This is a genomic window from Nonomuraea sp. B208, from assembly GCF_057536035.1.
Window position 1 is genome coordinate 578,180 of the sequence record NZ_BAAJOU010000021.1, and the last position, 14,955, is coordinate 593,134.

Consider the following 14,955-nt stretch of genomic DNA (forward strand, 5'->3'; position numbering starts at 1 on the left):
CGGGGTCAGCGCACCATCCGGTGCGGGGCGGGCGGCGGCTCCAGGCTGACGCGGGCCACCGTGTGGACATGATCAGTGCGCAGAGCGTCGCGCAGGTGCTGAAGCGCGACCGCGGACAGGTGCCATCTGAGCTCCCCGATGGGCGCCCTCTCGTCGGCGACGACGCGTAGCCGCACTTCAGGGGGGTAGCGCGAGTCGGCCACGCGCGCATCGGCGCTGACCACGGCCGGGCTCGACGCCACGTCGGCGGCGACCGCCTGCGACACCCCGTCAGCGGACACCTCCGAGAAGCCGGCCGGTGACCCTTCCAGCCGGATCGGGCGGTGCGTGACCTCCCTGCGGCCCTGCACCAGCAGCCAGCGCAGCGCCAGCAGCGCCACCACGATCGACACGACCGCCACGACCCACCAGATCGCCGGGCTGTTGCCGGTGAAGAACCCCCGTACGCCGCCGTCCACGATCGGGGTGTCCGCCGACCCGAGGCCGCCCAGCCCGCGGCCGGCCGCGAGCCCGCCCAGGACCAACAGCACCGATCCGATCAGCGCGAGTGCCCATCGGTTGCCCCGGCTGGTCTTCCTGTTCACTTGCGCTCCTTGACGTCCACGGTCACCCGGTACGGCTCCACGAGATCCAGTCCCGCCAGCCTGGTGAGCACGGCGGCGCGCACCTCCTGGGCGAACCTCTCCTCGTCCCACCCCGACGTGGTGGGCGTGACGGCGACCGTCCCGCCCCGCAGCGTGGCGTGGGCCGTGTGCACGCCCGGCACCTCCTCGGCCGCGTGCGCCAGGGCCCTGGTGACGCTCTTGGGGCGCAGCCCGATGATCACGTCGGGGTCGTGGCTGCGTACCGCCAGCAGGCGCGGCCGTCCCGGCACCAGAGCGGTGATCAGCAGCGCCAGCCCGATCAGCGCCACGACCACCGAGCCCAGCACGAACAGCGGGTTCGACCACAGCGTGGAGGCCGCCCAGCCGAGCATCCGGTCGTACGGCACCAGGCGCAGCGGAGCGCCGACCAGCGCCGAGACGGTCTCGGCGGCCACGAGCAGGCCCAGCAGCGTGAGCAGCACGGACACCACGACGGCCGGAACCCTCCGGGACGGGCGGAACGCCCGCACGGCCGCCCGGTCGGCGGCTTTGTCGCGTTTCGCCTGGTAGGCGCCTGCGGGGCCGTCCTCAGGAGGGACGGCGCCGTACTCCTGCGTCAACGTTCGCTCGGTCACGGCAGGTCACCGCCGAAGTCGGTAATGGTCACGTCCAGATGGGTGACGTCCAGGCCGGTCTGGGCGGCGACGCGGGCGATCACGTGCTCCCTGACCCGCGCCGCCACGTCCCGCAACGGCGACGGGTAGGCGACGCTCACGCTCAGGTGAACCGCGGCCCGCTCACCGCGGACCTCGGCGTCCGACGAGGGCGACCGCCACCCGCCGCCGGGATGCACCCCCAGCACCTCGGGAACCTCCCCGGCCGCGCAGCAGGCGATCTTGGTGACCACCTCGTCCGCGATCCGGGTGCGTCCGCGGACCTCGGGAGGCGGAGGCGCCGGACGCTGCCCGGGCACGGCCACGATGCCCGCGCCGGTGGCAGCGGTCACTTCCGCCTCACGGACAGGTTCACTTCACCGGTCTCGGCGAGCCGGCCGACCAGCCAGCCGACGGCGCCGAGCACCAGCACGATCAGGAACGGCACCAGCCCGCCGAACGCCCCGACGATCCCGAGAACGATGCCGACGGCCAGCCCGATCAACGGTAGCCACTGGTTGTTCATGATCCCTCCACGATGTCGTCCGCGCTGTCGTCAGCGACGCCGTGCGCGACGTCGTCGATGCGCACGTTCACCTGGCGCTCGCCGGCCAGGTCCGTCACGGCTCGCCGTACCTCGTCGGCGGTCTCCAGGAGCGGGCGGTCCAGGGTGGCGACGATGGCGATCTCGACCGCGCGGTCGCTCACGGAGACGCCCGTCAGCCGCCGGCCCGGCAGGTAGGTGGCCACGGTCCCGAACGGGCCGCTGGACAACGCGGCCACGCCGTCACACGACCGGACCCGCTCGGCGATCGCCAGCGCCTCGTCCTCGGGGCCTGTCCCGAAGCCGTCGTCCACCCCGGAGCCCGCCGGGCTCGCACCGGACTTCGGGGCCGGGCCCGTGTCCGTCATCGAACTCCCGGCTCCGGCCCGGTGTCCTGCCGGCGGCTCTTGTCGCCTTCCCGGCCGCGGTCCTGCTCGGGCAGGTGGACGTCGTCGACGCGGATGTTGACCTCGGTCACTTCCAGTCCGCACATGCGCTCGATGGCGTTGATGACGTTCTTGCGCACCGCCCCCGCCAGCTCGGGGATCGCCATGCCGTACTCGACCACCAGGTCGAGGTTGACGGCGGCCTGTCGCTCGCCCACCTCCACCGACACGCCCTGCGTCACGCTCTCGTCGACACCGACGATGCCGCGTACGCTGCCCAGCGCACGCGCCGCGCCACCCCCCATGGCGAAGACCCCGGACATCTCGCGGGCGGCGAGCCCGGCGATCTTGGCGACGACGGTGTCTTCGATCCTGGTGGTGCCCTTCTCGGTGACCAGCGCGGCTCCCGGGCTGCCCTCGTACGTCCTGGCCCTCGGCACGGTCGCGGTCTGGCCGGTTTCCGTGGCTCGACTGGACATGGTGTCCGACACGTCCGTCACCTCCCCTCCCCGTTTGTCCTCCTCAGTAAGCACTGATAACCGCCCCAAGCCATCTGACTCCTACATAAAACAGACTTTTAGAACATTTATGACAAGCTGGGAGGGATCGCCCGGAAGCCGGGCTTTCGTCACGGGCGCCAGCACAGCGCGGGGTCGGGATGATCGAAGAAGCCGAGCTCCCGGTAGAGCGGCTCGCCCTCGCGGGAGGCGTACAGGTCCACCCGGACGGCCTCACGCTCCCGGAACCAGTCGAGCAGGCCGAGCATGATCGCGCGGCTGTGGCCGCGCCGCCGGTACGCCGGATCGGTGACCACGCCGATGACGTGCCCGATCCGGCCGTTGCGTGAGTGGGGTCCGGGGAACCACTGCTCGACGGTGCCGATGCCGCAGGCGGCGAGCCCGTCGTCCCCGTCCACGACCAGGATGCGCGCGTCGTCCCGCGCCAGCTTCTCCTTCAGCACCGCGGCGAGAGCGCCCCGCCAGTCGTCGCCTGCCGACGGGGGGTTGAAGAAGTCGCCGCCGAGGTCTTCGAAGAGCAACGCCCGCAGTCGGACGAGTTCGGCGATGTCGTCTTCGGACGCCGGGCGAACGTCAGTTTGAAGTGTCATGAGGATCAGGCTGACGTAACGGCCTTGTGTACTACAACCCTTACGGAAAGCCCTCGCCGGACCTCCAGCTCGCCTGGCAGGTGGCCCGCCCGCATATAATTTCGACAGACTTCGAATCAGGAGGGGTTGTCATGACCGTCCAGACCGGCGGGTGCTGCGCCCCGATCGCCCGCGAACCGCTGGCCGAGGACACCGCCGCCGAGCTCGCCGTCATGCTCAAGGCGGTCGCCGACCCGGTGCGGCTGCGCCTGCTGTCGATGATCGCCTCCCACGCCGGCGGCGAGGCGTGCGTCTGCGACCTGACCGGCGCCTTCGACCTGACCGCCCCGACCATCTCCCACCACCTCAAGGTCCTGCGTACGGCGGGCCTGATCGACGGCGAGCGGCGCGGCACCTGGGTCTACTACCGCGTCGTCCCGGAGACGCTGAACAGGCTCGGCGCCCTGTTCACCCCCCTCGCCGGGCCCGCCGGGTTGGAGCTGCTCCCCACCTGACGGGGATGGGCGGCGAGAAAAGGCGTGGTGGCCCTTGGCCCCTGGCCGCCGGGACTTCCGGCCCTGTCCGCACGTCCCCCGGCTGAGGTCCCATGGTGTGGTGATCGCGTACGACCCGGACACCGCAACCACGCCGAGAAGGGAACGTGCCCATGACCGCAGTTCCGGATGAGCAGCTGGCCGTCGATGAGGAAACGCTGCGGAGACTGGCCTCTCCGGAGGACAAGGAGGTCGAACAGCTGGACGCCTGGTGGCGGGCCGGCAATTACCTCACGATCGGCCAGATCTATCTCCAGGGCAATCCCCTGCTGCGCGAGCCGCTGGCCCCGCAGCACATCAAGCCGCGGTTGCTGGGCCACTGGGGCACCAGCCCGGGACTTTCGTTGATCTACGCGCACGTCTCCCGGCTCATCCGGCACACCGGACAGCAGGCGATCTATCTCGCCGGACCGGGGCACGGCGGGCCCGCACTGGTGGCCGCCGGATATCTGGAGGGCACCTACAGCGAGATCTACCCGCACGTCAGCCAGGACGAGGCCGGGATGTCGCGGCTGTTCCGGCAGTTCTCCAGCCCGGGCGGCATCCCCAGCCACGTCTCGGTGACCACCCCGGGCTCCATCCATGAGGGTGGCGAGCTGGGGTACGTGCTGGTGCACGCCTTCGGCGCCGTCATGGACAACCCCGACCTGCTGGCGGTCGCGGTGGTTGGCGACGGCGAGGCCGAGACCGGGCCGCTGGAGGGGTCGTGGAAGGGCGTGTCGTTCCTCAACCCCGAGCGCGACGGCGCCGTACTGCCGGTCCTGCACCTCAACGGCGCGAAGATCGCCGGCCCGACGGTCCTGTCCCGTAAGGACCCGGCCGAGGTACGCCGGCTGCTGGAGGGCCACGGTTACGAAGTGCTGGAGGTGGAGGGCGCGGACCTGCCGGGCATGCACCACCGCTTCGCGGCCACGCTGGCCGAGGCCTGGAGCAAGATCCGCGCGATCCAGCACCTGGCCCGTACCGGCGGGTGGGACGGGAGCCGCCCCCGGTGGCCGCTGATCGTGCTGCGCTCGCCCAAGGGGTGGACCGGGCCGGAGCAGGTCGACGGCGTACAGATGGCGGGCACGTGGCGCTCGCACCAGGTGCCGTTGTCCGGGGTGCGCGACAACCCGGAGCACCTGGCGATCCTGGAGAGCTGGCTGCGCTCGTACCGGCCGGAGGAGCTGTTCGACTCCACCGGTGCGCCCACCGAGCTGGTACGCGGCCTGCCCCCGGAGGGCGACCTGCGGATGAGCGCCGCCCCGCACGCCAACGGCGGCCTGCTCACGCGGGATCTGACCCTGCCCGACTTCCGCGACTACGCCGTCGAGGTGCCGCAACCGGCGCGTACGCGCGCCGAGTCGACCCGCCGGCTCGGCGAGCTGCTGCGCGACGTATACCGCGACAACCCCGACAACTTCCGGCTGTTCTGCCCGGACGAGACCAACAGCAACCGGCTCGGCGCCGTGTTCGAGGTCTCCGACCGCGCCTTCGCCGAACGCGTCACCGCCGACGACGTGGCGATCGGCCGCGACGGCCGGGTCATGGAGGTGCTGTCGGAGCACAACTGCCACGGCTGGCTGGAGGGGTACACGCTGACCGGCCGGCACGGCATGTTCGCCACCTACGAGGCGTTCGCGATGGTCAGCGCCTCCCAGACGGTGCAGCACGGCAAGTGGCTGCAGGAGGCGAGCCGGCTGCCCTGGCGGGCCAAGGTGCCCAGCCTCAACGTGCTGCTCACCTCGACCGCCTGGCGCAACGACCACAACGGCTTCTCCCACCAGGGGCCCGGCCTGATCCAGGTCGTGCTGACCCAGCGCGGCGACGTCGCCCGCGTCTACCTCCCGCCGGACGCCAACTGCCTGCTGTCGGTGGCCGACCACTGCCTGCGTTCGCGGTCGTACATCAACCTCATCGTCATCGACAAGCAGCCGCAACTGCAATGGCTCGGCATCGACCAGGCCGCCGAGCACTGCGCCCGCGGCGCCGGCGTATGGGACTGGGCCGGCACCGACGACGGCGCCGGCGACCCCGACATCGTGCTGGCCTGCGCCGGCGACGTGGTGACCATGGAGACGGTCGCGGCGGCGCAGATACTCAAGGAGCGGCTGCCCGGCTTCAAGGTCCGCGTGGTCAACGTCGTGGACCTGATGACGCTGATGCGGCCCAAGGACCACCCGCACGGCATGAGCGGCACCCTGTTCACCGAGCTGTTCACCGACACCGTCGATGTCGTGTTCGCCTTCCACGGCTACCCGGGCGCCATCCACCAGCTCGTGCACGGCCGCCCGGACGCCGACCGGTTCAGGGTGCGCGGCTTCATCGAGGAGGGCACCACCACCACACCCTTCGACATGACCGTACGCAACCGCGCCTCCCGCTACCACCTGGTCATGGACGCCATCAACAACGCCAGGCGGCTGCCGCGCGGCGCCGCCGACCTGATGGCCTGGTGCGAGCGCAAACTCGCCGAGCACCAGGCGTACGTCGTCGAGCACCTCGAAGACATGCCCGAGGTCCGCGACTGGTCGCTGGGCGGATGACCAAGCGCCCCCGACGTAAAGGGAATTATCGCCCGCCGCGAATTGCGCGGAGAATGGACAAAGCTTTCCTCGGTGGGATCCCGCAAAATATCCGGATATTCAGAAAGGCGGATCACATCCCCGGGATCAGTTCTGCCGGAGGCCGTTGAGCACCAGTCGTCTGCGCTGCGCGGTGGGGGAGGGGACGTGCTCCATGTGGCCGCACATCATGCGGTGGTGCAGGCCGTGCTCGTGGGCGAAGATCACCAGCTGGACGCGGTCGCGCACGTTCAGCTTGGTGCACAGGCTCCGTACGTGCGACTTCACCGTGCTCTCGCTGACCCGCAGCATCCGGGCGATCTCGTCGTTGCGCATCCCGCGCAGCACCAGCCCCAGGACCTCCCGCTCGCGCGGCGTGAGGCTCTCGACCTCCGCCAGCGCCTGCGGGGGCTCGGCCTGGGTGCGGCTGAACTCGGCGACCAGCCGCGTCACGCCGTGGCTGGACAGCACCGCCTCGCCGGCTCGTACGCGGTGGATCGCGGGGATCAGCTGCTCGGGCCCGATGTCCTTGAGGAGGAAGCCGCGCGCGCCGAGGCGGAGCGCGCGGAAGAGGTCCTCGTCGGGGTCGGTCGGGCCGAACATCAGCACCTTGACGCCGGGGACGCCGCCGGGGCCGCAGATCTCGGCCGTGGCCTGGAAGCCGTCCATGTTCGGCATCAGCGTGTCCATGAGCACCACGTCGGGGCGCAGTTGCCGGGACAGCCGGACCGCGTCGAGGCCGTCGCCGGCCTCGGCGACCACCTCGATGCCGGTGCGCTCGCAGAAGGCGGTGCGCAGCCCTATGTGGATCACCGGCTGGTCGTCGGCCACCACCAGTCTGATGGCGCTCATCGGGGCACCGCGAGTCGAGTAGCGCCGGCAGGGTCGATCTTGATCATTTCGGTCCCCCAGATAATGATCGATAAAGGATCTGCGGTAGCAGCCCACCCGTTTCGCGCATCAATGCGTCCAATTGACCACATCTGCTCCAGAAGCGTCAAACGGTGGTACGCGTCGAAATTGACGCCAGTAATGACTTCTTGTCGCTCGAATTGTCGTCACGGCACGTCAACCGCGAGAACCGCCGTGACCGGATGGCCGGGTGGATGACGAGCGCCTCGGCGAAGAGACACGCGGGAGGGGCGGGCGTCGTCCCGCGGACGAGAGGGGGGTGCCCGAAAGGCGAGGGCCACTTCAGCGACATGGTTGATGACGGGCCGTACGGCCGCTGCCTACGCTGGCCGCGCCATGGAGACGGTCGCGCGCCGGGTCAGGCGCGCCGGACCGTCGGCGGAAGGCGGGAAAGGCCAGGTGGACGCCATGAACGTCGAGATCGTCACGCAACTGATGGCCGCGGTGGGCGCGGATGTGACACCAGAGGAGTTCGACCAGACGTTCGAGTCGCTGAACGTCGACTCGCTGGCCCTGGCGGAGATCTCCGCGCGGGCCGAGGAACGGTACGGGGTCGTCATCGAGGGCAAACTGACCGCCGAGACCACGCCGGCCCAGCTCGGCGCGTTCCTCGGCGAGCACGCGTCCGTCACGAAAGGCTGACGCGCCGTGGGCCACACCGACAACAGCATCGTGATCGAAGCACCGATCGCGTACGTCTGGGCCAGGACCAACGACCTGCGCTCGTGGACGGACCTGTTCACCGAGTACGCCAAGGTGGAGGTCCTGTCCGAGGAGCCCGGCCACCTCACCTTCAGGCTCACCATGCACCCCGACGAGGAGGGCAGGGTGTGGTCGTGGGTGTCGGAGCGCCGGCTGGACCGGGAGCACTGGACGGTGCGGGCGCGGCGGGTGGAGCCCGGACCGTTCCAGTTCATGAACCTCTACTGGACCTACGAGGCGCTCACCCCCGACACCACGCGGCTGCGCTGGGTCCAGGACTTCACCATGCGGCCCGACGCCCCGGTGGACGACGCGGCCATGGAGGCCCGGCTCAACCGCGGGTCGGCCGGGCAGCTCCGGATCATCGCGCAGCGGCTCAAGGCGTCCCGCTCGCGTACGCAGAGCTTCGCGGCCACCCGCTCGGTGCGGCAGCGGGGCGGGGACATGCGCACCCTGCTCAACCCGGCCTCGACCGGATGCTCCAACGGCATCTCCGGCGCGGTCGAGCTGGCCCCGGGCGAGCGGGTCAACGAGCACTACCACCCCTACTCGGAGGAGCACCTGTTCGTCGCCGAGGGCACCGTACGGGTCGACATCGACGGCGAACCCCGCACCCTGGGGCCGCGCGAGGCCGTCTTCGTGCCCCGCCAGGTCCGCCACCGGGTGACCAACGTCGGGACCGGCCCGGCGCTGGTGGTCTTCGCGCTCGGCCCGCTCGCCCCCAGCCCGGAGCTGGGGCACGTCGACACCGAGGACGAAGCTCCGGCGGCGACATGAGCCGGCGGGTGGTGGTCACCGGCATCGGGGTGCAGGCCCCCGGAGGGGCGGGGACGGACGCGTTCTGGGCGAGGCTCGTCTCCGGGCGTTCGGCGATCCGCCGGATCAGCACGTTCGATCCGGCCCCGTTCCGCTCCCAGGTGGCGGCGGAGTGCGACTTCGCGCCCGCCGCCTGGGGCCTGACGCCGCGCGAGATCCGGCGCTGCGACCGGTTCGTGCTGCTCGCGCTGGCCGCCGCGCGGGAGGCGGTCGACGACAGCGGCCTCGACCTCGCCGGCAGGGACGCCGGGCCGAAGGTGGGCGTCTGCCTCGGCAGCGCGGTCGGCGCGACGATCCGCCTGGAGGAGGAGTACGTCGTCGCCAGCGACGCCGGCCGGGACTGGACGGTCGCCGCCGACCACAGCCTGCCCTTCCTCTACCAGGCGCTGGTCCCGTCGAGCGCCGTGAGCGAGCTGGCCGCCAGGTACGGGGCCCACGGCCCCGCCCTCATGGTCTCCACCGGCTGCACGTCGGGCATCGACGCCGTCGGGACCGCGTACGAGCTGATCGTCGACGGGGAGGCCGACGTGATGATCGCGGGCGCCTCCGACGCGCCCATCTCGCCCATCACCGTGGCCTGCTTCGACGCGATCCGTGCCACGACGTCCAGGAACGACACCCCGGAGACGGCCTCCAGGCCGTTCGACGCGACCCGCGACGGGTTCGTGCTCGGGGAGGGCAGCGCCGTCCTGGTGCTGGAGGAGCTGGAGCACGCCCGGCGCCGCGGCGCGCGGATCCACTGCGAGGTCGGCGGATACGCGGGCCGCGCCAACGCCCACCACATGACCGGTCTGCGCCCCGACGGGATCGAGATGAGCGAGGCCATACTCGACGTGCTGCGGCAGGCCCGCATCGCCCCCGGCGACCTCGGCTACGTCAGCGCGCACGGCTCCGGCACCAGGCAGAACGACCGGCACGAGACGGCCGCGTTCAAGCGGGCGCTCGGCCCCGCCGCCGCCCGGGTGCCGATCAGCTCGATCAAGTCGGTGGTCGGTCACTCGCTGGGCGCGATCGGGGCCATCGAGATGGCCGCGTGCGCGCTGGCGATCCGGCACCAGGTCGTGCCTCCCACGGCCAACCTGACCACGCCCGACCCCGAGTGCGACCTGGACTACGTGCCGGTGACCGCGCGCGAGCACCCCGTCGGCCACGCCCTGTCGGTCGGGAGCGGGTTCGGCGGGTTCCAGTCCGCCATGGTCGTCTCCGCCCTGGCGGAGTCGTCGAAGGGAAGGGTCGCGTGACGGATCCCGCCTCGCTCGTCATCAGCGGCATCGGCGTCGTCTCGCCGGTCGGCATCGGCGTCGCCGCGCACTGGAAGGGCACCCTGGACCGGCGTTCCGGGATCCAGCCGATCGACGCGGCGCTGTCCGGCGGCAGCGGCATCCGGGTCGCCGGCGTGGTGCCCGACTTCGACCCGGCCGACTTCCTGCCCCGGCGGCTGCAGGTGCAGACCGACCGGTGGTGCTGGATGGGCCTGGCGGCGGCCGAGCTGGCCCTCGCCGACGCCGCGGTCGGCACGTTCGACCCTTATCGGCTCGCGGTGCTGACCGCCGGGTCCGCCGGGGGGAACGAGTACGGCCAGCGGGAGATCCAGGCGCTGTGGCGCGAGGGCCCCCGTGCGGTCAGCGCCTACCAGTCGATCGCCTGGTTCTACGCGGCGCTCGCCGGCCAGGTCTCCATCCGGCACGGCGCAAAGGGGCGCTGCGGCGTGGCGGTCGCCGACGCGGCCGGCGGCCTGCACGCCGCGGCCCAGGCGCGCCGCCTGCTCCTTCGCGGGCAGGCCGATCAGGTGCTGCTGGGGGCGGCCGAGGCGCCGCTGTCGCCGTACGCGCTGGTCTGCCAGTCCTCGCTCGGCCGGCACAGCGGCGCGGACACGGCCAGGGGCGCCTATCTGCCCTTCAGCGAGCGGGCGGCCGGGTCGGTCCCCGGCGAGGGCGGCGCCATGCTGGTCCTGGAGCGGGCGGACACGGCGCGGGCCCGCGGCGCGCAGGTCTACGCCGAGCTGGCCTCCGTGGCGTGCACGCACGACGCCCACCACCCGGCCGACCCGCCGCCGACCGCCGTCCACATGGCCGAGGCCGTCGCGCTCGCGCTCGAACGGGCCGGCGTGGCGCCCGCCGAGGTGGACGTGATCCTCGCCGACGGCGACGGCAACCGGTGCTGGGACGAGCTGGAGGCCGAGGCCCTGGTGTCCGTCCTCGGCGCGCGGGCCCTGGAGGTCCCGCTGGCCGTGCCCAAGACGCTCACCGGCCGGCTGAACTCCGCCTGCGGCGTGCTCGACCTCGCCTGGGCCGCGCTCGCGCTCTTCCACGACGTCGTCCCGCCCGCCCGCGAGGACCTGGACGGCCAGAAGGTCATCGCCGGTCTCGACGTCGTACGCGCCCCGCGCCGGGACGCGAACCTGCGTACGGCGCTCGTCTTCACCCGCGGCGTCGGCGGCTTCAACGCCGCGGCCGTCCTCAGAACGGCTGGAGGCCCGTCATGACGACCGTCGAGCGGCAGGCGGCGGACCGCGTCGCCCTGCCGGCCACCGGCCGGCTGATCGACCTGAGCATGCCCATCGAACCCACCCCCTTCGACCCCGCCGTGATGCGCAAGGAGCTGTGGCGGCACGAGCACGGGGGGCGCCGCATCGGCCGCAAGGCGGCGTTCAACCGCCGGCTGCCCCTCCGGCTCAGGCTGGCCCGTGCCGTCCGGTACGTCGCCGGCGGCCGGCGCATCGGCCCCGGCTGCTTCCCCGACGGCCTGTTCCTGGGCAACGAGGTGCTCACGCTGTCCGTGCACGCCGGTTCCCACGTGGACGCGCCCTTCCACTACGGGCCGCTCACCGGGGACCGGCCGGCGCTGCGGGTGGACCAGATCCCGCTGGAGCGCTGCGTCGGCGCCGGGGTGCTGCTGCGGCTGACCCACAAACTGACCGGCGAAGGGCCGGCGCAGGGCATCACGGCGGCCGACGTCAGGGAGGAGCTGGCCAGGATCGGGCACACGCTGTCGCCCGGCGAGGTCGTCCTGGTGCACACCGGGGCCGACCGCCTCTGGCCGGGCCCGCGCTACTTCACCGCCCATCCCGGCATGACCGTCGAGGCCACCGAGTACCTCCTCGACCAGGGCATCTCGGTCATCGGCGTGGACACGGCGGGCTTCGACCTGCCCGCGCCCGTGATGATCGAGCGCTACTACCGCTCGGGGGACGCGGCGCACCTGTGGCCGTGCCACCTGCTCGGCCGCCGCCGCGAGTTCCTGCAGATCGAGCGGCTCGGCGGGCTCGACCGCCTGTCGCGCCCGACCGGCTTCACGGTCATGTTCCTGCCCATCCACGTCAGCGGCGCGGGCGCCGCCTGGACCCGTCCCGTCGCCATCGTCCCCGAGGAGGACACGTGAAGGTCCTGCTCATCGCCACCAACCGGGAGCGCCGGCCCTCCTTCGCCGTGCCGGCGGGGGTCGCCTACCTCCAGACGGCCCTGATCGACGCCGGGCACGAGGCCCGCATCCTCGACCTCTGCTTCGACCCCGACGACCGCCTGGAGGGCCGGGTCACCGAGGCGATCGGGGAGTACGGGCCCGACCTGATCGGCGTCTCCGTCCGCAACATCGACAACGAGACGTACCTGCAGTACCGCGGCAACCTCGGCGACGTGAAGATCGTGCTGGGGGCGTGCCGCGCGGCCAGCGCCGCGCCGGTCGTGCTCGGCGGGTCGGCCTTCTCGCTGATGCCGGTCGAGATCATGAACGTGCTGGGCGCGGACCTCGGCGTCATCGGCGAGGGCGAGCCCGCCATGGTGGCCATCGCCGACGCGCTCGCCGAGGGCCGGCCGATCATCGACGCGCCCGGCCTGCTGCGGCGCGAGGGCACGCGGGTGTCCGTCTCGGAACCGGCCCGGGTGAGCGACCCGGGCTCGATCGTGGCGCCGCGCTACTTCGTCCCCGACAGCCGGTACTTCAGCACGCAGGTGGTCGGGCCGCAGCCGACGTACGGGATCCAGACCAAGCGCGGCTGCGCCTTCCGCTGCTCCTACTGCCCGGTGCCCTCGATCGAGGGCAAGCGGTTCAGGCTGCGCTCGCCCGCGCACATCGTGGACGAGATGCGGCACGTCCGCGACCTGGCCGGGGTCAAACGGTTCTTCATCACCGACAGCATCTTCAACCTCCCCAGGCGCCACGCCATCGCCGTGTGCGAGGAGATGGTGGCCGCCGACCTCGGCGTCACCTGGATGGCCTACACCAACCCCCTGCAGTACGACGACGACCTCGCCCTGCTGTTCAAGCGGGCCGGCTGCGAGACGCTCAACTTCGGCCTGGACGCCGGCTGCGACGAGATGCTGACCAGCCTCCAGAAGGACTTCACCGTCGCCGACATCGAGAACGCCACGGCGTGCGCCCGGCGGGCCGGCGTCCGGATCATCCACTCGCTGCTGCTGGGCGGGCCGGGCGAGACGGCGGACACCGTGGCGCGCACGCTCGACACGATGGACCGCTGCGCCCCGGACATCCTCACCATCGCCTTCGGCATCCGGGTGTACCCCAAGACCCCGCTGTGGCAGGACATCGGGAGCAGGCCCGGCCGGCCGGACCTCGACATGCTGCAGGCCGTCTTCTACGTGGACGAGGCGCTCGGCCCCGCCGAGTGCCGCACGATCCTCCGGTCGATCGAGGAGTTCGTCGAGACCCACCCCAAGATCATGGTCCGGATGAACTTCGACCCCAAGAACCTGGAGGCGGAGGTCTCCACCAGCTCGTTACGCATCTCCGCGCAGGCTGGCGCAGGAAGGAAGGCCCGATGAGCGCGACCGCCGCTCTCCCGTACGCCGCCCGTGACCGCTATCCGGTCATGTGCTACCCCATGCCGTGGGCCCCGCCGCAGTACGAGCGGATCGCCGGGGAGATGGGGCTGGACCGGCCCAGCAGGGCTCCGCAGCCGGCCGCCATGTACATGCACATCCCGTTCTGTGAATACCTGTGCGGCTTCTGCCCGTTCGTGAAGTACCTCAAGGACGAGGAGCGCGTCCGCAAGTACATCGACGATCTCAAGCGCGAGATGGCCATGTACGCGGAGACGCCGTACTTCCGCAGCACCGTCTTCGGCTCCCTCTACATGGGCGGCGGCACCGCGAGCAGCCTGTCGGGCCCGCAGCTCGCCGAGGTCGTCTCCTTCGCCCGCGAGCGCTTCACCTTCGCGCCCGACGCGGAGATCACCCTGGAGTCCAGCCCCATCACCATCGACCCCGACAAGTTCGCCGCGGTGCGCGCGGCCGGAGTCAACCGGGTCAGCTTCGGCGTGCAGACCTTCGACAAGGAGATCGGCGAGGCGTCGGACGTGGCCCAGGACGGGGAGACCTCGCTGCGGGTGATCCGGTGGGCGCAGGAGGCCGGGATCGACCACATCAGCATCGACCTGATCTACAACCTGCCGGGGCAGAGCGCCACCCCGCTGCTCACCGACCTCGACATCGCACTGGACGCCGGGGTCAAGCAGATCACGCTGTTCCCGCTGTCGGTCATGCCGCACACCAAGCTCTTCAGGGACGTCAACGACGGCAGGGCCGGCCGCCCCGGCGACCTCGCCCACGAGCTCGACCTGTGCCGGCGGGCCGGCGAGCACCTGGCGACGCGCGGCCTGCGCCAGACCTCGGTCCCCGACTTCTCCCTGCCGGACGTCGCCTACCGGCACGCCCGCATCCACTTCACCGACTTCGGCGACCTGCTCGGGCTCGGGGCCGGGGCCATGGGCACGGTCAACGAGTACACCTACGTCAACGTGGCCGAGCTCAAGCGCTACACCGAGCTGACCGGGCAGGGCGTGCCGCCGGTCAACGCCGGCCAGCTCACGCCGCACGAGGAGCGGCCGCGCGCGACGCTGGCGATGGGGCTGCGGATGCTCTCCGTCGCCCGCAGGACCTTCCGCGAGCGCCACGGCCAGGAGCCCGAGGACGTCTTCGGCCCGCTGCTCGACGACCTGACCCGCCGCGACCTGCTGGTCTGCGACACCGACGAGATCCGCCTGACCGAGCTGGGAACGCTGTTCGGCTACGACGTGGCCAAGGAGTTCTACTCCGACGACATCAGGGCCCGCGGCCAGAAGCTCGCCGAATCGCTGGCGAGGAAGCGCGACGTGGCCCCCACCGGGCCCGCCACCCCCAAGTAGCCCGTCACCCCCAAGTGGCCCGCCACCCCGAA

Annotated in this window: 17 protein-coding genes; 9 read left to right on the plus strand and 8 right to left on the minus strand. The window is 71.7% G+C overall.

Annotated elements, in window-relative coordinates; genetic code table 11:
- Positions 1-5: 5 nt before the first annotated feature.
- The 7 genes from AC27IY_RS19690 to AC27IY_RS19720 all read right to left on the minus strand — a co-directional run bounded on the left by AC27IY_RS19690 (position 6) and on the right by AC27IY_RS19720 (position 3,275).
- Positions 6-584 carry a hypothetical protein gene (locus tag AC27IY_RS19690; RefSeq protein ID WP_423477275.1) on the minus strand — a complete coding sequence of 193 codons (579 nt, stop codon included), beginning with the start codon at positions 582-584 and terminating at the stop codon, positions 6-8.
- A complete protein-coding gene (locus AC27IY_RS19695) occupies positions 581-1,219 on the minus strand; it encodes a DUF6286 domain-containing protein (protein ID WP_423477273.1) in 639 nt (212 codons plus the stop codon). The genes AC27IY_RS19690 and AC27IY_RS19695 overlap by 4 nt, the downstream gene beginning before the upstream one ends.
- Positions 1,216-1,590, minus strand: coding sequence for an Asp23/Gls24 family envelope stress response protein (locus AC27IY_RS19700; protein WP_423477272.1), 375 nt, complete (start codon positions 1,588-1,590; stop codon positions 1,216-1,218). Before AC27IY_RS19700 ends, AC27IY_RS19695 begins: the two co-directional genes overlap by 4 nt.
- The gene (locus AC27IY_RS19705) at positions 1,587-1,763 is read right to left on the minus strand and encodes a hypothetical protein (RefSeq protein ID WP_344213120.1); all 177 of its coding nucleotides are present in this window, start codon (positions 1,761-1,763) and stop codon (positions 1,587-1,589) included. Before AC27IY_RS19705 ends, AC27IY_RS19700 begins: the two co-directional genes overlap by 4 nt.
- Entirely contained in the window at positions 1,760-2,149 is a 390-nt protein-coding gene (locus AC27IY_RS19710) for an Asp23/Gls24 family envelope stress response protein (RefSeq protein WP_423477271.1), read from the minus strand. Before AC27IY_RS19710 ends, AC27IY_RS19705 begins: the two co-directional genes overlap by 4 nt.
- On the minus strand, positions 2,146-2,646 hold the full coding sequence (locus AC27IY_RS19715; RefSeq protein ID WP_423477520.1) for an Asp23/Gls24 family envelope stress response protein: 501 nt from the start codon (positions 2,644-2,646) through the stop codon (positions 2,146-2,148). Before AC27IY_RS19715 ends, AC27IY_RS19710 begins: the two co-directional genes overlap by 4 nt.
- A 149-nt stretch (positions 2,647-2,795) precedes the next feature.
- Positions 2,796-3,275: a GNAT family N-acetyltransferase gene (locus AC27IY_RS19720; RefSeq protein WP_423477270.1), complete on the minus strand. Its 480-nt coding sequence runs from the start codon at positions 3,273-3,275 to the stop codon at positions 2,796-2,798.
- A 131-nt stretch (positions 3,276-3,406) separates the two neighbouring features.
- On the opposite strand from AC27IY_RS19720, the gene AC27IY_RS19725 reads away from it, so the two are divergent.
- Both AC27IY_RS19725 and AC27IY_RS19730 read left to right on the plus strand, forming a co-directional pair.
- On the plus strand, positions 3,407-3,769 hold the full coding sequence (locus AC27IY_RS19725; protein WP_423477269.1) for a metalloregulator ArsR/SmtB family transcription factor: 363 nt from the start codon (positions 3,407-3,409) through the stop codon (positions 3,767-3,769).
- Positions 3,770-3,921: 152 nt separating this feature from the next.
- A complete protein-coding gene (locus AC27IY_RS19730; RefSeq protein ID WP_487178780.1) occupies positions 3,922-6,333 on the plus strand; it encodes a phosphoketolase family protein in 2,412 nt (803 codons plus the stop codon).
- A gap of 126 nt (positions 6,334-6,459) precedes the next feature.
- Here AC27IY_RS19730 and AC27IY_RS19735 read toward each other — a convergent pair whose 3' ends face one another.
- Positions 6,460-7,203 carry a response regulator gene (locus AC27IY_RS19735; RefSeq protein ID WP_344213110.1) on the minus strand — a complete coding sequence of 248 codons (744 nt, stop codon included), beginning with the start codon at positions 7,201-7,203 and terminating at the stop codon, positions 6,460-6,462.
- 396 nt (positions 7,204-7,599) lie between these two features.
- Here AC27IY_RS19735 and AC27IY_RS19740 point away from each other — a divergent pair, with 396 nt between their 5' ends.
- The 7 genes from AC27IY_RS19740 to AC27IY_RS19770 are packed head-to-tail and all read left to right on the plus strand — an operon-like array spanning position 7,600 to position 14,923.
- Positions 7,600-7,905 (plus strand): acyl carrier protein, encoded by a 306-nt coding sequence (locus AC27IY_RS19740; RefSeq protein ID WP_364463326.1) that lies wholly within the window; start codon positions 7,600-7,602, stop codon positions 7,903-7,905.
- Between the two features lie 30 nt (positions 7,906-7,935).
- Entirely contained in the window at positions 7,936-8,742 is an 807-nt protein-coding gene (locus AC27IY_RS19745; RefSeq protein ID WP_423477267.1) for a cupin domain-containing protein, read from the plus strand.
- Positions 8,739-10,022 (plus strand): beta-ketoacyl-[acyl-carrier-protein] synthase family protein, encoded by a 1,284-nt coding sequence (locus AC27IY_RS19750; protein WP_487178781.1) that lies wholly within the window; start codon positions 8,739-8,741, stop codon positions 10,020-10,022. The genes AC27IY_RS19745 and AC27IY_RS19750 overlap by 4 nt, the downstream gene beginning before the upstream one ends.
- Positions 10,019-11,266, plus strand: a complete 1,248-nt coding sequence (locus AC27IY_RS19755; RefSeq protein WP_487178782.1) for a beta-ketoacyl synthase N-terminal-like domain-containing protein — start codon at positions 10,019-10,021, stop codon at positions 11,264-11,266. Before AC27IY_RS19750 ends, AC27IY_RS19755 begins: the two co-directional genes overlap by 4 nt.
- On the plus strand, positions 11,263-12,162 hold the full coding sequence (locus AC27IY_RS19760) for a cyclase family protein (RefSeq protein WP_487178783.1): 900 nt from the start codon (positions 11,263-11,265) through the stop codon (positions 12,160-12,162). The genes AC27IY_RS19755 and AC27IY_RS19760 overlap by 4 nt, the downstream gene beginning before the upstream one ends.
- The gene (locus AC27IY_RS19765) at positions 12,159-13,562 is read left to right on the plus strand and encodes a B12-binding domain-containing radical SAM protein (RefSeq protein WP_487178784.1); all 1,404 of its coding nucleotides are present in this window, start codon (positions 12,159-12,161) and stop codon (positions 13,560-13,562) included. Before AC27IY_RS19760 ends, AC27IY_RS19765 begins: the two co-directional genes overlap by 4 nt.
- Entirely contained in the window at positions 13,559-14,923 is a 1,365-nt protein-coding gene (locus AC27IY_RS19770; RefSeq protein WP_423477265.1) for a coproporphyrinogen-III oxidase family protein, read from the plus strand. Before AC27IY_RS19765 ends, AC27IY_RS19770 begins: the two co-directional genes overlap by 4 nt.
- Positions 14,924-14,955: the final 32 nt, after the last annotated feature.